Below are 18,050 nucleotides of genomic sequence, written 5' to 3' on the forward strand. Positions count from 1 at the left end.
CCGCGACGCCGATCCTGGAGCCATGACGACCCACACCGCGCACCCGGCCCGCCCGCAGACGACCGACTACACCGCTCTCGCCATCCCCCGGACCGCGCTGGAGGAGCTGCGGGTCACCGACGACGCCGGGCGGCCCGCCGAACCGTTCACCGCACGGGAGGACGGGGTGCCGCAGGACGCCGTCGGGGCGCCGCTGCGCTGCTGTCTGCTCGAGGTCCGGGCCGGTGAGCGGGTGGCGCTGGTGTCGTATGCGCCGTTGCGCCGCTGGGCGGCCGGGACCGGGGCGGAGCCCGGGGCGTACGACGAGCAGGGGCCGGTGTTCATCCACGCCGCGGCGTGCGGCGGGCCGGACGGCCGGTATCCCGCCGTGGGGGCCGGAGCGCTGCGCGTGCTGCGCCGCTACAACGCCCGGGGCCAGATCATCGGCGGCCGCTGCCTGGAGGTCCCCGAGGACGCCGAGGCCGCGTTCGACGCCGCCCTGGGGGAGGCGTTCGCGGACCCGGAGACGGCGCTGGTGCACGTACGGGCCGTGGAGTACGGCTGCTTCCACTTCGAGGTCCGGCCGGAACGCTAGCCCGGAAACGCATACGGAAACGGCGGGTGCCCGTACGGAGACTCCGTACGGGCACCCGCCGCTGGTGCGTGGGGTGCGGTCAGCCGCGCAGCTCCGCGGCGACCAGCTCCGCGATCTGGACGGCATTCAGCGCCGCGCCCTTGCGGAGGTTGTCGTTGGAGACGAACAGCGCCAGGCCGTTCTCGGCGGTCTCGTCCTCGCGGATCCGGCCCACGAAGGACGCGTCCTGGCCGGCGGCCTGGAGCGGGGTGGGGACGTCCGAGAGGGTGACGCCGGGGGCGCCGGCCAGCAGCTCCTGGGCGCGGGCCGGGCTGATCGGGCGCGCGAAGCGGGCGTTGACCTGCAGCGAGTGGCCGGTGAAGACCGGGACGCGGACGCAGGTGCCGGACACCTTCAGCTCCGGGATCTCCAGGATCTTGCGGCTCTCGTGGCGGAGCTTCTGCTCCTCGTCGGTCTCGTTCAGACCGTCGTCGACGATCGAGCCGGCCATCGGCAGCACGTTGAAGGCGATCGGGCGGACGTACTTGTCCGGCTCGGGGAACTCGACGGACGCGCCGTCGTGCGTCAGCTTGGTGGCGTCCTGCTCGACGGCCTTGCGGACCTGGCCGTCCAGCTCCTCCACACCGGCCAGACCGCTGCCGGAGACCGCCTGGTAGGTGGCGACGACCAGGGAGACCAGGCCGGCCTCCTCGTGCAGCGGGCGCAGCACGGGCATCGCGGCCATGGTGGTGCAGTTCGGGTTGGCGATGATGCCCTTGGGCCGGTCGGTGATCGCCGACGGGTTGACCTCGGAGACGACCAGCGGGACCTGGGGGTCACGGCGCCAGGCCGAGGAGTTGTCGATCACGACCGGGCCGGCGTCGGCGACCTTCTCGGCCAGCGCCTTGGACGTGGCGCCGCCCGCCGAGAAGATCACGATGTCCAGTGCCGAGTAGTCGGCGGTGGCCGCGTCCTCGACCGTGATCTCGGTGTCCTGCCAGGGCAGGGTACGTCCGGCGGACCGGGCCGAAGCGAACAGCCGCAGCTGCTCGACCGGGAAGTTCCGCTCGGCGAGGATGCCTCGCACCACGCCGCCGACCTGACCGGTGGCTCCGACGATTCCGATCCTCATGGGACTCCTTCTTTCTGGCCTGACATGGGTGTCTGCTCGGAACACCTGCTCAGTGGTGCCTCCATCATGTGTGTGATACCCGTCGCGTTGTCCAATCCGTTCCGTTCCGTGGCGGGTCGGGTGGCCCTACCGGTGCGTAGTGCGCCGGTGTGCTCACGGTGCGTACGGGGCGGGCGCCGGCGCGGTACCGCGCGCGGTCCCCGGAGGGGCGCCGGGGAGGCTCCCGGGGCGAGCGGTCCGGGAGGGTGCCGGGGCGGTGCCGGGCGGTCCGGCTACCCCGGGGGATGAACAGCCGGTGACCGCCGGCCGCACCGCCGGGCAGGGCTCCGTGGCCGGCAGATGACCGGCAGATCCTCGTGCGGTGATGGGTTCTCCGCGTTGCGGTGGCGTTCACGCACCGGTCACCCCCGGTGCCAACCATCCCAGGTGACAGGGCAGTTGTGCTGCCCGGCCGCCTTTGCGTTCGCACCCGGGGAGCCCGCGTATGTCCCGTATACGGTCCGCCGCCACCTTCGACCGCCGTACGTTCCTCACCGCCACCGGAGCGGTCGGCGCCGCCACCGGGCTCGGGCTCGCCTTCGGCGTCGGCCCGGACCGGCAGGCCCAGGCCGCCACCGTCACCTCCGGCCCGGCCCCGGCCGCGCCCGCCCCGGTCGAGGCCCCGGCCGTCCCCCGCACCCCGTACACCCGCGGCACCACCCTCGCCGGGGTGTCCGCGCCGCGCGGCAGCGGAGGCTACCGCCGGCTCACCGACGGCCCCGCCTGGAAGCGGGTGGTGCGCGCCGACCTCGCCGCGGCACACGGCGGGCGCGACCGGCGGCGCACCGCGCTGGCGTCGTTCGTGCAGTTCACCGACCTGCACCTGGTCGATGTGCAGAGCCCGCTGCGCTACGAGTACCTGCGTGCCGAGACCGCCAGCGCCTGGCGGCCGCAGGAGGCGCTGTCGGTGGCCGGGGTCGTCTCGCTGATCGAACGGGTCAACGCGCTGCCCGGCGGACCGGCCACCGGCGCCCCGCTGTCCTTCGTGATGACCACCGGCGACAACACCGACAACAACTCCAAGCTGGAGCTGGAGTGGTTCCTGACCGCGATGAGCGGCGGCCGGATCACCCCGAACTCCGGCGACCCGCGCCGCTACGAAGGCGTCCAGGACAGCGGCCTGAAGCTGTACTGGCAGCCGGAGAGCGCGCTGCGCGACGCCGACAAGCAGGTGGGCTTCCCGCGGCTGGACGGGTTCCTCGACGCCGCGATCCGCACCGTCCACAGCCCGGGGCTGCGGCTGCCGTGGTACTCGACGGTCGGCAACCACGACTCGCTGCCCGGTGGGTGCTACGCGCCGGGCGACCCCTTCTGGACCGAGATCGCCACCGGCGACCGCAAGCTGGAGACGCTGCCCGCCGCCGAGGCCGCAAAGGTCTGGAAGGCGGTCAAGGACGGCCTCGACCCCCAGGGGGCGGACTTCAAGCGGCTGCTGACGGCGCACGCCAAGCAGACCAGGCAGGTCACCCCCGACGAGCGGCGCGCCCCCTTCACCCGGGCCGAGTACCTGCGCGCCCACCTCGACCCGGCGCACACCGGCCCCGGTCCGCACGGCCACGGCTACACCTCCGCGCACCTCGAAGGGAACCGGCTCTACTACACCTTCCGGATCTCCGACCACGTCCTCGGGATCAGCCTGGACACCACCGACCCCGGCGGCCACTACACCGGCTCGGTCGGCGACGCCCAGCTGCGCTGGCTGGAGCGGACGCTGAAGGAGAACGAGCAGGGGGAGAAGGCCCACGTGCTGGTCTTCAGCCACCACACCAGCAAGACGATGAACAACACCCGGCCCGACCCGGCCCACCCGCACGAGCGGCGGCACAGCGGCGCCGAACTGGTGGAGGTGCTGTCCGCGCACCCCGCCGTCGTCGGCTGGGTCAACGGCCACAGCCACAAGAACGAGATCCTCGCGCACGACGGCTTCTGGGAGATCTCCACCGCCTCGCACATCGACTTCCCGCAGCTGGCCCGGGTCATCGAGCTGGTGGACAACCACGACGGCACGCTGTCGCTGTTCACCACCCTGATCGAGTCGGCCGCCCCGCACCGCACGGACTTCGACGACCTCTCGCAGACCGGACTGGCGGCCCTCTACCGCGAGCTCTCCTTCAACGCCCCCAAGGCCCGTACGGACCTGGCGGGCACGGCCGGGGACCGCAACGTCGAACTGCTGCTCAAGCGGCACTGACGGGCACGGGGAGACACCTCCCTAGCGCGGCAGCACCACCACATACGCGCTCGGCTCCCGGTCGCCCGCCGCCATCAGCGCCGTACGGATCACCGCGGCCTGCTGCTCGGGGGACGTGCGCAGGGTGCGCGGCAGGCAGCGGACGACGGTGATGCCCAGCCGCTCCAGATGCTCGCGCTTGTGGAAGAACGGCGACTGCAGCGGGTCCTCCTCGGGGCGCGGCGCCCGGGTGTCGATCTCCAGGGCCACCGCGTGCTCCGGCCAGAAGGCGTCCACGCCGCCCAGGTGCGGCCCGCCCGGCAGCCGCAGCTCGACGTTCCACAGCGGGTCCGGCAGGCCGTGGGCGCGCACCATCGCGTAGAGCCGCTGCTCGGCCAGCGCCCGGCCCTCGGCCAGCAGGGTGTCCACCGCGTCCACCACGTGCGGCCGGGTCAGCAGCCGGGCCCGGCTCAGCTCCCGCACCACCGACGTCGCCTCGCAGTGGCCGCCGCGCACCGCCTCGGTCAGCAGCCGGCGCACCGTCGCCGCATCGGTGAGCGAGGCGACCGCGTCCGCCACCGCGCGCGGCACCGGCGCGGCCGGCACCCCGGTGATCTCCTGCGCGACGGGCAGCTCCACGGTCCGTACGATCCGCGCGAAGCCGGTCGAGCGCAGCCGCCGGGTACGGGCCACCAGCACCTCGATGCGGTCCAGGGCGAGCAGCGGGGGCGCCTCGGTGAAGCCGTGCAGGGCGAGCGCCGCCAGGCCGGTGATCATCGCCTCGGGGGCGTCCGCGGACTCGGCGCTCTGCCGGGGCACCGCCAGACCCCGGTGGCTGGCGTACAGCAGGGCCGCATGCAGCCGTTCCTCGCTGGTGGGCGGACCCGCGTGCAGCAGATAGATGCCGGGGAGCAGTTGCTGCCAGGGGCCGCCGGCGCGGCAGCGTTCGGTGGTCTCCGCGGCCGGGATGCCGTGCTCGCGCAGCTGACGGGTGGTCATCACCCGGCACTGCGCCTCGGAGAGGTGACGGAGGGGGAGGGGGGAGAGCGGGGTGTCGTGGTTCATGTCACCTCGATTCCCGCACCCGCTCCGCCCCCTAACCGCTGTTACACGCCCGTACCACAAACCGGACAACCCTGTACTAAAGTACGGGCGTTCGACTGCCGAAAGGAGCTGGTCGCCCCGGGGGTTACGGCCTCGGACCGGCCGCCTCGTCACAAGCCTGTGCCCGCAGTGCCCGTGCCAGATCGTCCCGCTTCTCCAGGACCAGCCGGCGCAGCGCGGGCGCCGCCTGCGGGTGCCCGTCCAGCCAGCCGTCCGCGGCGTCCAGGGTGGCCTGCTCCACCAGCCAGGCCGGGAACAGCCCGTGCACCACGTCCATCGCGATCTCGATGGAGCGCTCCCGCCACACCCGCTCGACCGCCGCGAAGTAGCGCGGCAGATACGGGGCCAGCAGCTCCGGCTGCCCGAACTGCGCGAACCCGGCGACCGTCGCCTCCACCAGGGCGTTGGAGAGCACATCGGACTCCACGACCTGCGCCCAGGCCTGCTCCTTGACCTCGGCCGAGGGGCGGGCGGCCAGGCAGCGCACCTGGTGGCGCTTGCCGGAGGCGGTGTTGTCGCGGGCCAGCTCGGCGGCGAGCACGGCCTCGTCCGCGACGCCGTGCGCCGCCAGCGGCTCCAGGATCGCCCAGCGCAGCTCCTGGTCCACGTCCAGGCCGTCGATCTTCGCCGTGCCGTCCAGCAGGCCCTGGAGCAGCTGGAGGTCGGCCGGGGTGGTGGCGACGGCGGTGAAGTGCCGCGCCCAGGCGAGCTGGTGGCCGCTGCCGGGATCGGCGAGCCGCAGCTCGTGCAGGGCGCCCTCGGCCAGTTCCCTGGCGGCCCGCTCCCGGCCCTCCGGCGCGGAGTACTGCTCCAGCGCCGTCTGCGCCTGGGCGTGCAGCGACTGCAGCACCCCGATGTCGGTCTCCCGGCCGGCGAACCGGCGCACCAGGTCGAGGTAGTCGCGGGCCGGCATCAGCCCGTCGCGGGTCAGACCCCACAGCGCGGCCCAGCACACCGCCCGTGCCATCGGGTCGGTCAGGTCGCCGAGCCGGGCCCGCAGGGTGGCCAGCGAGCCCTCGTCGAACCGGACCTTGGCGTACGTGAGGTCCTCGTCGTTGACCAGCACCAGCTCGGGCCGTTCGAGGCCGGCCAGTTCGGGCACGGTGGTCCGCGGCCCGGAGACGTCCACCTCGGCGCGGGCGTAGCGCACCAGCGCCGAGTCCGCGTCCTGGCGCCGGTACAGGCCGACCGCGACCCGGTGCGGCCGCAGCTGCGGGTGCGAGGGGGCCGCCTCCTGGAGGATGCCCAGCTCGGTGATCCGGTCCTGGGCGTCGTAGGTGACCTGCGGGGTCAGGGAGTTGACGCCCGCGGTCTCCAGCCAGGCCCGCGACCAGGCCGCCAGGTCCCGGCCCGAGGTCTCCTCCAGCACCGCCAGCAGGTCCGTCAGCCGGGTGTTGCCGTAGGCGTGCCGCTTGAAGTAGCGCCGGGCGCCCTCCAGGAAGGCGTCCTGGCCCACATACGCCACCAGCTGCTTGAGGACGGCTGCGCCCTTGGCGTAGGTGATCCCGTCGAAGTTGAGCTTGGCGTCCTCCAGGTCCCGGATGTCGGCGGTGACCGGGTGGGTGGAGGGCAGCTGGTCGGCGCGGTAGGCCCAGGACTTGCGGCGGTTGGCGAAGGTGATCCAGCCGTCGGTGAAGCGCGTCGCCCCCACCAGCGCGAAGGCGCCCATGAAGTCCGCGTAGGACTCCTTGAGCCACAGGTCGTCCCACCACTGCATGGTGACCAGGTCGCCGAACCACATGTGTGCCATCTCGTGCAGGATGACGTTCGCCCGGTTCTCGTACGACGCCTGGGTCACCTTCCCGCGGAAGACGAACTCCTCGCGGAAGGTGACACAGCCCGGGTTCTCCATCGCCCCGAGGTTGTACTCCGGGACGAAGGCCTGGTCGTACTTCCCGAAGGGGTAGGGGAAGTCGAAGTGGTCGTGGAAGAAGTCCAGGCCCTGCTTGGTGACGGTGAAGATGTCGTCGGCGTCGAAGTGCTTCGCCAGGCCCTTGCGGCACAGAGCGCCCAGCGGGATCTCCAGCTCGGTGCCGTCCTCGAAGGTGCGCCGGTAGCTGTCGCGGACGTAGTGGTAGGGGCCGGCGACCACGGCCGTGATGTACGTCGAGATCGGCTCGGTGGTGGCGAAGCGGTGCCGTCCGCCCTCGGCCCCGCCCTCCTGCACACCGTTGCTGAGCACCCGCCAGCCCTCGGGGGCGGTGACCTCGAAGGTGAACGGGGCCTTCAGGTCGGGCTGTTCGAAGTTGGCGAAGACCCGGCGGGAGTCGGCCGGTTCGTACTGGGTGTAGAGGTAGACCTCGCCGTCCTCGGGGTCCACGAAGCGGTGCAGGCCCTCACCGGTCCGGCTGTAGGCGCACTGGGCGTCGACGACGAGGGTGTTCCGTGCGGCCAGCGCGTCCAGCGTGATCCGGGTGCCGTCGAAGACCTCGGCGGGGTCCAGCTCCCGGCCGTTGAGGGTGACGGAGGTGACCGCGGGCGCCAGCAGGTCGGCGAAGGTCGAGGCGCCGGGCTCGGCACAGGAGAAGCGCAGGGTGGTCCGGGAGCGGAAGGTCTCCGCGGCCGTACCGGAGGCGATCGCGGAGCGGACGTCCAGCGCCACGTCGTACGCGTCGACGCTCAGCAGCCGGCCCCGCTCACGTGCCTCGTCCCGGGACAGATTCTCACCTGGCACGACGTGACTCCCTCGTCCTCGTATCGAATATCGAACAACGGGAATCATGGCACGCCCCCCGTCGGTTGAACCTTCGACAGAACGGCACCGCCTACCGACGCAGCCGCGCTCTCAGAAGGAGACCCCGTGTCCGACACCGCGACGACCCCCGCAGACTTCTGGTTCGACCCGCTGTGCCCCTGGGCCTGGATGACCTCACGCTGGATGCTGGAGGTGGAGAAGGTCCGCCCGGTCGAGGTGCGCTGGCACGTGATGAGCCTGGCGGTGCTCAACGAGAACCGGCTCGACGAGCTCCCCGCGGAGTACGCCGAGAACATGCGCCCCGGCGGCAAGGCCTGGGGCCCGGTCCGTGTGGTGATCGCCGCCCAGCAGCTGCACGGCGACGAGGTCGTGGGCCGGCTCTACACCGCCCTCGGCACCCGCATCCACAACGAGGGCCTCGGGGTGACCCCCGAGAGCATCGCCGCCGCCCTGGAGGACGCGGGCCTGCCCGCCGACCTGATCGACTACGCCGACAAGGACACCTACGACGCGGAGCTGCGCGCCTCCCACAAGGAAGGCATCGACCTGGTCGGCCAGGAGGTCGGCACCCCCGTCATCGCCGTCCCCGGGCACGACGGCGAGCAGATCGCCTTCTTCGGCCCGGTGGTCACCCCGGCCCCCAAGGGCGAGGAGGCCGCCAAGCTGTGGGACGGCACGCTGATGGTGGCGTCCATCCCCGGCTTCTACGAGATCAAGCGGACGCGGACCCAGGGGCCGGTCTTCGACTGATCCCGGTCGCACGGGCACATGGGAGCGCCTCCGCACGTATCGGACGTGCGGAGGCGCTCCGTCATTCCGCCTGCCGGGTGAGCGGTGAGAAGACGATCACGAGGCAGGACGACTGCGACCGCGGCCGGGCCGTTACGGCGCCAGCAGCAGGCTGTGCGCGCGCTCCTTGGCGGACGCGTACCGCTTGGCGACGTCCTGCCAGTTCACGACCTGCCACATGGCCTCGATGAAGTCCACCTTCTGGTTCTTGTACTGCAGGTAGAAGGCGTGCTCCCAGGCGTCGAAGACCAGGACCGGGACCGAGCCCTGCCCGACGTTGCCCTGGTGGTCGTAGACCTGCTCGACGATCAGCCGGGCACTGACCGGCTCGTAGGCCAGCACGCCCCAGCCGGAGCCCTGGGTGGTGGCCGCGGCCTTGGTCAGCTGGGCCTTGAAGTTCGCGAACGAGCCGAAGGACTCGGCGATCGCGTCGGCCAGCTCGCCCACGCCGTCCTTCTCCAGCGGCTCGCCGCCGCCGTCGCCGGTCATGTTGTGCCAGTAGATGCTGTGGAGGATGTGGCCGGAGAGGTGGAACGCGAGGTTCTTCTCCAGGCCGTTGATGTTGCCCCACGCTTCCTTGTCGCGGGCCTCGGCGAGCTGCTCCAGGGTGTCGTTCGCGCCCTTCACGTACGCCGCGTGGTGCTTGTCGTGGTGCAGCTCGATGATCTCGGGGCTGATGACCGGGGCCAGCGCCGAGTAGTCGTACGGAAGTTCCGGAAGTGTGTAGGTGGCCATGCCGAGCCTCTCCAACTGCTTACGACTTCTTATTGCGAACTATGTGCAAGAGCACGCTACCAGCAGGAGTGATCATCGGCCGGTCATGGGCACCGGCCTGGTCCCAAAGACGGAGGCGGGGCGGGACCTCGGTGGGAGGTCCCGCCCCGCCTCGGGGGAGTGGGGAAGTACTACTGCCCGGCCGGGCCCGCGCCCCTGCCCAGCGACCGCTGCCGGACGAGGCCGATCACGGCCAGCACCACGCCGAAGCCGCCGGTGAACAGCAGCTGGATCCGCTGGCTCTCGTCGCGCAGCATCAGCAGCAGCACGGCGACGATGCCCGCCAGCGCCACCCAGGTCAGGACCGGGAAGGCCCACATCTTCACCACGAGCTTCTCGGGCGACTCGCGCTCCAGCATCCGGCGCATCCGCAGCTGGGCGGTGGCGATGAAGCCCCACACCACCAGGACGGCCGCGCCGACCATGTTCAGCAGCCACTGGAAGACCGTGGTGGGCCACAGGAAGCTGAAGACGACCGCGAGGAAGCCGAAGGCGGAGCACAGCAGGACGGCGCGGCGCGGGACGCCGCCGCTGACCTTGCCGAGGAACGCCGGGCCCTGGCCGCGGGAGATCAGCGAGTAGGCCATCCGCGAGGAGCCGTAGAGGTTGGCGTTCACCGCGGAGAGCAGCGCCACCAGGATGACCACGTTCATGATCTGGCCGGCCGCCGGGATCTTCAGGTAGTCCAGGACCGCCACGTACGGGCCGCTCTTGGCGATGGAGGGGGCGCTCCAGGGGATGACGGTGACGATGACCGCCATCGAGCCGACGTAGAAGAGGGCGATGCGCCACATCGCGGTGCGCACCGCGCGGGCCACACCGCGCACCGGGTCCTTGGACTCGGCGGCCGCGATGGTCACCGTCTCCAGGCCGCCGTAGGCGAACACCGAGGCCAGCAGGCCGACCATCAGCCCGTCCACGCCCTTGGGGAGGAAGCCGCCGTCACCGGTGAGGTGCGAGGTGCCCGGGGCGTGGGTGCCGGGCAGCACGCCGAAGATGGCCAGCACGCCCAGGACGAGGAAGACACCGATCGCCGCGACCTTCAGCGCGGCGAACCAGAACTCGAACTCGCCGAAGTTGGAGACCGCGGTGAGGTTGGTGCCCGTGAAGATCACCATGAACAGCAGGACCCACATCCACGGCTGGGTGGCGGGGAACCACTGCACCATCACATCCGCGGCGCCCAGCGCCTCGGCGGCCACCGCCACGCACAGCAGCGCGGTGAACATCCAGCCCGCCGTGAAGCCGGCCCAGGAGCCTATGGAGCGCTCGGCGTGCACGGAGAAGGAGCCGGAGGCCGGATTCGCCGCGGCCATCTCGCCGAGCATCCGCATGATCAGCATGACCAGCGCGCCGGAGACGGCGTAGGCGAGCACGATCGACGGTCCGGCCGCCGCGATGCCGGCGCGGGAGCCGACGAACAGTCCCGCGCCGATCACCCCGCCCAGGGCGATCATCGAGAGGTGGCGCTGCTTGAGGCCGTTGGACAGCGTGGAATCGCTGCCCGGGCCGGCGCCCTGGACCGCGTCGCCGTGCTCGCGCGCGGGTGCGGCGGACGAGGGTGTCCGATTCATGTCGTACCTGTCCCAGTAGGTGAGAGCGGAGCAAGGCGATACTGCGTTCTCCCCGGGCCGCGACCGGTGCGAAGAGGCTGACGGGCCCCCTGGACCCCCACCGGGGCGGGCGGATCGCGCAGGGCCTGCCGACGGCTGGATCCGGGGTCCTCGGCAAAGCGGGCTCAGTTTGAGCGCCGGTGTCCGCTCAGGGCAACAGTCGTGCAGCGAATGTTCGGTATTCAGACGTGATCGCGACTGTCGGTGTTCGTTCTGTTGTCGATTGTGACGCGGGGTGACCCCCGCGACACCGGGCCTCAGCGGCGCGCGCGGCGCTCCCGAAGCGCCCGGGCGCCCGCGACGAGCAGCACCACGGCGGTCGCGCCGGCCGACCACAGCAGCTGCGGCCGGGCCGTGTCGTCGGTCAGCATCAGCACCAGCACACCGCCCATCGCCACCAGCGCCGCCCAGGTCAGATAGGGGAAGCCCCACATCCGCAGGGTCAGCTTGCCGGGCGCCTCGCGGGCGATCCGCGGGCGCAGCCGCAGCTGGGAGACGGCGATCAGGCCCCAGACGAAGAGCAGCACCGCGCCGACCGCGTTGAGCATGTAGAGGAAGACCGAATCCGGCCATTTCAGATTCAGCAGCACGGAGACAAAGCCGAAGGCCACCGAGGCGAGCACGGCCCGGCGCGGCACCCCGCCGCCCGACACCTTCAGCAGCGCCCGCGGCGCCTCGCCCCGCTCGGCCAGCGAGAAGACCATCCGCGACGAGCCGTAGAGGTTGGCGTTGAGCGCGGAGAGCAGGGCCACGAACACCACGATGTTCATGATCTGGCCGGCGCCCGGCACGCCGATGCCGTCCAGCACCGCGACGTAGGGGCTCTTGCCCGGCTGCATCGACGACCAGGGCAGCAGGGTCACGATGACCAGCATCGAACCGACGTAGAAGAACAGGATCCGCCACACCGCGCTGCGCACCGCCCGGCCCACCGCGCGCGCCGGATCGTCCGACTCGGCCGCGGCGATGGTGACGACCTCCAGGCCGCCGAAGGCGAACACCACCGCGAGGACCCCGGAGACCACCCCGGACCAGCCGTGCGGCAGGAACCCGCCCTGTCCGGTGAGGTTCGTCAGCCCGACGGGCTCGGTGTCCGGCAGCACCCCGAAGACCGCCAGCAGGCTCAGCGCGAGGAACAGCACGATCGCGGTGACCTTCAGGGTCGCGAACCAGAACTCGAACTCGCCGAAGTTCCGCACCGCGGCCAGGTTGGCGACGGTGAAGACGATCATGAAGATCAGCACCCAGCCCCACTGCGGCACCCCCGGCACCCAGCCGTTGGCTATCTGGGCCGCGCCGGTCGCCTCCACGGCGAGCACCACGACCAGCAGGAACCAGTACAGCCAGCCGACGCTGAACCCGGCCCAGCGCCCCAGCGCCCGCTCCGCGTGCACCGAGAACGCGCCGGAGGCCGGTATCGCCGCCGACATCTCGCCGAGCATCCGCATCACCAGCGTGGCCAGCGCGCCCGCGATCAGATACGACAGCACGATCCCGGGGCCGGCCACGGCTATGCCCGCGCCGGAGCCGACGAACAGGCCCGCGCCGATCACTCCGCCCAGGCCCAGCATCGTCAGATGGCGCTGCTTGAGCCCCCCGGACAGCGGCTCTTTCCCTTCGGTGACCGTCCCCGAAGAGGGCTCGACGGCTTGGGTCGGTGCGTCGTGCATGGGCTCGTACTCTCGCAAGGGCCGGGGCGGCGGGGCCGCCGGCGGGTTGGGGGAACTCCACAGGTCACCGCGGGGCGCGCCCAGTGTCGCCGCATGTCGCGCGCTACCACAAAACCGGCGTCCGGAAGCGGCCCCGGCCGTGATGAGCATCACGTGACCTGCAAGGACGCCTCGAGGGCCGTCGGGTCCGGGCATTCTGGCGGTTGTTCGGAACTCTCCAAGCGGGCCGGTACGGCTTTGTCGCCGCCACACGATGATCTCCGGCGGCCCGCTGGACTAACGTCAACGCGTCCCGTCCTGTCCCTCTCACACCCGCGGAGTCCCGATGAGCACCGCCGCTCTCTCTCGCCCCGGCACCGTCCTCGCCGATCTGCTGCCGGCCGCCACCGCCTCCCGCGCCCGTGTCCGTGACGCCGCGCTGGTGCTCGGCGGCGCCGCGCTCACCGGCATCGCGGCCCAGATCGCCGTCCCGGTCCCCGGCTCCCCGGTCCCGGTCACCGGCCAGACCTTCGCCGCCCTGCTGGTCGGCGCCTCGCTCGGCGCGGGCCGCGGGCTGCTGTCGCTGGCGCTGTACGCCCTGGCGGGCATGGCGGGCCTGCCGTGGTTCGCCGGCGGTGCCTCGGGCGCGGGCGGGGCCACCTTCGGCTACATCATGGGCATGCTGCTCGCCGCCACCGTCGTGGGCGCGCTGGCCCGCCGCGGCGGCGACCGCGGCGTGCTGCGCACCGCCGCCACCATGGCCGCGGGCACGGCCCTGATCTACGCCGTCGGCGTCCCCTACCTGGCGCTGAGCACCGGCATGTCCCTCGGCCAGGCCGTCGCCGCCGGCCTCGTCCCGTTCCTGATCGGTGACGCCCTCAAGGCCGCGCTGGCCATGGGCGCGCTGCCCACCGCCTGGAAGCTGGCCGGACGCCGCGGCTGAGCCGGCCGTACGGCGCGGACGAAAGGGCCGGGCCCCGTACACACCCTGTGTGTACGGGGCCCGGCCCTTTGCGGTCCCTGTCGAGCCCGGTCCCTCAGACGCCGGCCCCCGGGGCGCCCGCCCCGTCCGCCGCGGCCGTCCGCGGCCGCCGCCGGTCCAGGATCAGCCCGACCGCCAGCACCACCACGGCCGCGACCACCGACAGCACCATCTGCTGGCGCCCGTCGGGGTTGTAGAACATGTAGCCGATGACGAAGACGATCAGCGCGATCGTCGCGTAGGTCAGCCACGGGTAGAGCCACATCCGCACCGTCAGCCGCTCCGGCGTCTCCCGCTCGATGACCCGGCGCATCCGCAGCTGCGAGAAGCAGATGACCAGCCACACGAACAGCGCCACCGCGCCCGACGAGTTCAGCAGGAACTGGAAGATCGTGTCCTTCGAGGTGTAGCTGAAGATCGTCGCCACGAAGCCGAAGGCGACCGACGCCCAGATCGCGACCGCCGGCACGCCGCCCTTGTTGACGGTGGCGAACGACTTCGGCGCGTCGCCGCGCTGGCCGAGCGAGAACGCCATCCGGGAGGCGGTGTAGAGCCCGGAGTTCAGACAGGACAGCACCGCGGTCAGCACCACGACGTCCATCACGGTGCCCGCGTACGGAATGTCCAGCGACTGCAGCACGGCCACGTACGGGCTCTTCTCCACCGCCTTGGTGTTCCACGGCAGCAGCGTCACGATCACCGCGATCGAGCCGATGTAGAAGAGCGCGATCCGCCAGATGACGCTGTTGACGGCCTTGCGGACGGCCTGCACCGGGTTCGGCGACTCGCTCGCCGCCAGCGTGACGATCTCGCTGCCCATGAAGGAGAAGACCACCAGCAGCATGCCGGAGAGGATCGCGCCGGGACCGTGCGGCAGGAACCCGCCGTGCCCGGTCAGGTTCTCCGTGCCGACCGGGGCGCCGCCGGGCGGCAGCCCGAATATCGCCAGCGCGCCGACCACGATGAAGACGACGATCGCGACGACCTTGATCCCGGCGAACCAGAACTCGAACTCGCCGAACGAGCCGACCGAGACCAGGTTCGTGCCGGTCAGCACGATCATCACCAGCAGCGCCCAGGCCCACTGCGGGACGGCCGGGACCCAGCCTGTGAGGATCGCGGCGGCCGCGGTCGCCTCGACGGCCAGTACGACCGACCAGAAGAACCAGTACAGCCAGCCGATCGTGAAGCCTGCCCAGCGGCCCAGCGCCCGGTCCGCGTAGGCGGAGAAGGAACCGGAGGTGGGGGAGGCCGCGGCCATCTCGCCCAGCATCCGCATGACCAGCACGACCAGCAGGCCGGTCAGCGCGTAGGAGAGCAGAATGCCGGGACCGGCGGCCGCGATCCCGGCGCCGGAGCCGACGAACAGGCCGGCGCCGATGACACCGCCGATGGCGATCATCGACAGATGGCGGTTCTTGAGTCCTGCCTGCAGCCCTTCCTGCGACTGCGCCCCGGTCACTCCGCCGCCGAGGTCACCGGGGACCGCTGTGGTGGTGGGGGTGCCCCCTGCTCCCGGAGAGCTAGGGGGAAGGTGCGCGCCCATGTGCACCGTCCTTCGTGGTTCGCGGATGGATCCCCCGCATTAGATCTTCGTTAACCGTGGATTGGAAGGTCTGACGCCGGATTGTTGTGTGAAACCCTGGAGGGTTGGGTCGTGTGCTTGCGTACAGAAGGCGGGGGGTGGCTTTCTGTGCACGCAGCCCGGGGCCTGCCCCGGGACGACCCGGCGGCGCCTACCCGGTCCTGCTCGTGTCACACTCATCGCATGCGCGTGTACCTCGGCTCCGACCATGCAGGTTTTGACCTCAAGAACCACCTCGTCGAGTGGCTCAAGGCCCACGGCCACGAGCCCGTCGACTGCGGTCCCCACATCTACGACGCCCAGGACGACTACCCGCCGTTCTGCCTGCGCGCCGCGGAGCGGACCGCCGCCGACCCGGACGGCCTCGGGATCGTGATCGGCGGCTCCGGCAACGGCGAGCAGATCGCCGCCAACAAGGTCAAGGGCGTACGGGCCGCACTGGCCTGGAGCGAGGAGACCGCCAAGCTCGGCCGCGAGCACAACAACGCCAACGTCATCTCCGTGGGCGGCCGGATGCACACCCAGGAGGAGGCGACCCGGTTCATCGAGGTCTTCCTCGCCACCCCCTACTCGGGTGAGGAGCGGCACACCCGCCGCATCGACATGCTCTCGGCCTACGAGACCACCGGCGAACTGCCGCCCGTCCCCGCCCACCACCCGCAGGGCTGACCCCCGCCCGCTCCGCCGCCCGCCCGCCCCGGACGCCGGGGAGGGCGGGCGCGCCCACTGGAGGACACCCGTGCCCGAGGGGCATACGATCCACCGCCTCGCCCTGGACCACCGCTCCCGCTTCGAGGGCGCACCCGTACGGGCGAGCAGCCCCCAGGGCAAGTTCGCGGACGGCGCGGCGCTCGTCGACGGCCAGGTCATGACGACCGCCGAGGCACACGGCAAACACCTCTTCCTCGGCTTCGGTCCCCCAAGGACCTCCGACGAGCTCCGGTCCAGGGGGTACCCCCATCGCTGGATCCACGTCCACCTCGGCCTGTTCGGCAAGCTCGGCTTCGGTGCGGCCCCCGCCCCGCCGCCCACCGACACGGTGCGCCTCCGGCTCGCGAACCCGTCCGCCTACGCCGATCTGCGCGGCCCCACCACCTGCGCACTGATCACCGAGGACGAGAAGCACGCGATACACGACCGGCTGGGCCCCGACCCGCTGCGCCCCGGCGACGACGGCACCCGCGCCTGGCAGCGGATCTCCCGCAGCCGGACGACGATCGCGGCGCTGCTGCTCGACCAGAAGATCATCGCCGGGGTCGGCAACGTCTACCGTGCCGAGGTCCTCTTCCGCCACGGCATCGACCCCTACCGTCCCGGCCGCGACCTCGCCCGCGGCGAATGGGACGCGATCTGGGCCGACCTGGTGTTCCTGATGGCCGAGGGCGTCCGGCACAACCGGATCGACACCGTCCGACCGGAACACCTGCCGGAGGCGATGGGCCGCCCGCCGCGGGTCGACGACCACGGCGGCGAGGTGTACGTCTACCGCCGCGACCGCCAGGGCTGTCACATCTGCGGCGCCGAGATCCGCACCGCAGGGCTCGCCGCCCGCAACCTCTTCTGGTGCCCGGGCTGCCAGCCGTCCACCGGCGGCTGACCGCCGGGGGCCGGACCGGCCCTCAGAACCCGTGCGGCAGCCAGGGCGCCACCTCCGACCCGAACGCCCGCGACGCCGCCGCCAGCGCACCGGGCCGCAGCTCGTGCACCCGCCCCGCCGCCGCCAGCGCGTACAGCGAGAACCCGCCCAGATAGGCCGAGCCCAGCTCCCGTACGGACAGCGCCAGGTCGGCCGGGGCCGTGGTCGGCTCGCAGACCGCGCCCTCGGCGTCACCGGACAGCCGCCAACGCCCCTCGTTCCAGGGGCAGAACGGGTCCGTCACCGCCAACACCACCTCCACCGGCGTCCGGTACGTCCGCGCCGCCAGCGCCGCGCCCACCTCCACCGGGCGGACGAACAACGACTCCTCCAGCCGGATGCCGCACCGCCGCATGTCCGGTACGAGATGCAGCAGCGCGTCGTCCACGGGCCGGCCGGGCACCGACACCGACGTCGTCAGGTCGATCCCGAACAGAAAGCGCCACAGCGCCGCGTACCCCACCGGGTCCAGCGCCTCGACGTCGCGGACCAGCACCGTCCCCGTCGGCCCGGCGTGATCGTGCCCCGGCTTCACCGCGAAGCGCGCGTACCCCACCACCTCGCCGGCCGCCTCGGCGACCACGCACTGCAGCACCCCCGCCCCGTTCCGCCTGCCCGGCTCGTCCAGCACGGGGAGCCGCTCCCAGTCCGGCCGCCGGGCCAGCATCCCGGGCCGGCCGGGCACCAGGTGGGCGTAGACCCGCTCGCAGTCGGCCACCGCGGTCGCCGGATCGACCAGCCGCAGCCGTACGCCCTCCACACCGGGCAGGTCGGGGGCGGGCAGCCGCACGGTGTCCACGGTCAGCTCCATGTCCTGGGTCGCCGGCCCGTAGCCGAACCGGCCGTAGATCGCCGGCTCGGAGGCGGTCAGCACCGCCAGCGGCTCCCCGCGCTCGCGGACGTCCGCCAGCTGCTGCCGCATCATCGACCGCAGCAGGCCGCGGCGGCGGTGCGTCGCGCGTACGCTCACCGCCGTCACACCGGCCACCGGCACCTCGGCCCCGCCCGGCACCGTCAGCCCGAAGGAGAAGGCCCCCGCCGTGCCGACACAGTCGCCGTCGTCCCAGACGGCCAGGGCCCGTTCGACCTCGGTGAGGGCACGCCGGAGCGCACGGTTCTCCTCGGACGGGGGCACCCCGCCGAACGCCCGGTCCAGCGCGTCCGACCAGTCGTCCCACTCGGCGTCCCGCAATGTCCGCAATTCGCTTGCCATGGCCCATGCCTAGCAGGGGGCTCTCCGGCCGCGCGACCGCATTTCGAACGGTGTTTCCCGGCTATTCTCCGGGGCGACGTGCGGCGAATCGACGCGCCGCCGAACGGGTGGATAAG

The 18,050-nt window shown here is 72.1% G+C and carries 14 protein-coding genes; 6 read left to right on the forward strand and 8 right to left on the reverse strand.

Features of this window, described 5'->3' with window-relative positions; genetic code table 11:
• The first annotated feature begins 22 nt into the window (after nucleotides 1–22).
• Nucleotides 23–574 carry a DUF1203 domain-containing protein gene (locus AB0411_RS14950; protein ID WP_366417690.1) on the forward strand — a complete coding sequence of 184 codons (552 nt, stop codon included), beginning with the start codon at nucleotides 23–25 and terminating at the stop codon, nucleotides 572–574.
• A gap of 79 nt (nucleotides 575–653) precedes the next feature.
• Here AB0411_RS14950 and AB0411_RS14955 read toward each other — a convergent pair whose 3' ends face one another.
• On the reverse strand, nucleotides 654–1,685 hold the full coding sequence (locus AB0411_RS14955; RefSeq protein ID WP_366417691.1) for an aspartate-semialdehyde dehydrogenase: 1,032 nt from the start codon (nucleotides 1,683–1,685) through the stop codon (nucleotides 654–656).
• 484 nt (nucleotides 1,686–2,169) lie between these two features.
• Between AB0411_RS14955 and AB0411_RS14960 the strand changes: the two genes are divergently transcribed.
• The gene (locus AB0411_RS14960) at nucleotides 2,170–3,915 is read left to right on the forward strand and encodes a TIGR03767 family metallophosphoesterase (protein WP_366417692.1); all 1,746 of its coding nucleotides are present in this window, start codon (nucleotides 2,170–2,172) and stop codon (nucleotides 3,913–3,915) included.
• A 21-nt stretch (nucleotides 3,916–3,936) separates the two neighbouring features.
• Here the strand turns inward: AB0411_RS14960 and AB0411_RS14965 are convergent, their stop codons facing one another.
• Together AB0411_RS14965 and pepN are read right to left on the reverse strand one after the other, a co-directional pair.
• Entirely contained in the window at nucleotides 3,937–4,959 is a 1,023-nt protein-coding gene (locus tag AB0411_RS14965) for a hypothetical protein (RefSeq protein ID WP_366417693.1), read from the reverse strand.
• Nucleotides 4,960–5,083: 124 nt separating this feature from the next.
• A complete protein-coding gene (gene pepN, locus AB0411_RS14970; RefSeq protein WP_366417694.1) occupies nucleotides 5,084–7,672 on the reverse strand; it encodes an aminopeptidase N in 2,589 nt (862 codons plus the stop codon).
• A gap of 126 nt (nucleotides 7,673–7,798) precedes the next feature.
• On the opposite strand from pepN, the gene AB0411_RS14975 reads away from it, so the two are divergent.
• A complete protein-coding gene (locus tag AB0411_RS14975; RefSeq protein WP_366417695.1) occupies nucleotides 7,799–8,443 on the forward strand; it encodes a mycothiol-dependent nitroreductase Rv2466c family protein in 645 nt (214 codons plus the stop codon).
• Nucleotides 8,444–8,575: 132 nt separating this feature from the next.
• On the opposite strand, the gene AB0411_RS14980 is transcribed toward AB0411_RS14975, so the two are convergent.
• The 3 genes from AB0411_RS14980 to AB0411_RS14990 form a co-directional block, all read right to left on the reverse strand.
• On the reverse strand, nucleotides 8,576–9,217 hold the full coding sequence (locus AB0411_RS14980; RefSeq protein ID WP_366417696.1) for a superoxide dismutase: 642 nt from the start codon (nucleotides 9,215–9,217) through the stop codon (nucleotides 8,576–8,578).
• 170 nt (nucleotides 9,218–9,387) lie between these two features.
• Nucleotides 9,388–10,830 carry an amino acid permease gene (locus AB0411_RS14985; RefSeq protein ID WP_366417697.1) on the reverse strand — a complete coding sequence of 481 codons (1,443 nt, stop codon included), beginning with the start codon at nucleotides 10,828–10,830 and terminating at the stop codon, nucleotides 9,388–9,390.
• A 296-nt stretch (nucleotides 10,831–11,126) separates the two neighbouring features.
• Complete coding sequence (locus tag AB0411_RS14990) at nucleotides 11,127–12,539, reverse strand: amino acid permease (RefSeq protein WP_366417698.1); 1,413 nt, start codon at nucleotides 12,537–12,539, stop codon at nucleotides 11,127–11,129.
• Between the two features lie 325 nt (nucleotides 12,540–12,864).
• Between AB0411_RS14990 and AB0411_RS14995 the strand changes: the two genes are divergently transcribed.
• Nucleotides 12,865–13,461: a biotin transporter BioY gene (locus AB0411_RS14995; protein ID WP_366417699.1), complete on the forward strand. Its 597-nt coding sequence runs from the start codon at nucleotides 12,865–12,867 to the stop codon at nucleotides 13,459–13,461.
• Between the two features lie 94 nt (nucleotides 13,462–13,555).
• Here the strand turns inward: AB0411_RS14995 and AB0411_RS15000 are convergent, their stop codons facing one another.
• A complete protein-coding gene (locus AB0411_RS15000) occupies nucleotides 13,556–15,046 on the reverse strand; it encodes an amino acid permease (protein WP_366417700.1) in 1,491 nt (496 codons plus the stop codon).
• A 222-nt stretch (nucleotides 15,047–15,268) separates the two neighbouring features.
• Between AB0411_RS15000 and AB0411_RS15005 the strand changes: the two genes are divergently transcribed.
• Both AB0411_RS15005 and AB0411_RS15010 read left to right on the forward strand, forming a co-directional pair.
• On the forward strand, nucleotides 15,269–15,754 hold the full coding sequence (locus tag AB0411_RS15005; protein WP_152104425.1) for a ribose-5-phosphate isomerase: 486 nt from the start codon (nucleotides 15,269–15,271) through the stop codon (nucleotides 15,752–15,754).
• Between the two features lie 70 nt (nucleotides 15,755–15,824).
• Nucleotides 15,825–16,682: an Fpg/Nei family DNA glycosylase gene (locus AB0411_RS15010; RefSeq protein ID WP_366417701.1), complete on the forward strand. Its 858-nt coding sequence runs from the start codon at nucleotides 15,825–15,827 to the stop codon at nucleotides 16,680–16,682.
• A gap of 22 nt (nucleotides 16,683–16,704) precedes the next feature.
• On the opposite strand, the gene AB0411_RS15015 is transcribed toward AB0411_RS15010, so the two are convergent.
• The gene (locus AB0411_RS15015) at nucleotides 16,705–17,934 is read right to left on the reverse strand and encodes a GNAT family N-acetyltransferase (RefSeq protein ID WP_366417702.1); all 1,230 of its coding nucleotides are present in this window, start codon (nucleotides 17,932–17,934) and stop codon (nucleotides 16,705–16,707) included.
• Between the last annotated feature and the right edge of the window lie 116 nt (nucleotides 17,935–18,050).

This window comes from Streptomyces angustmyceticus (assembly GCF_040701845.1).
In the GTDB taxonomy this organism is placed as follows: domain Bacteria; phylum Actinomycetota; class Actinomycetes; order Streptomycetales; family Streptomycetaceae; genus Streptomyces; species Streptomyces angustmyceticus_A.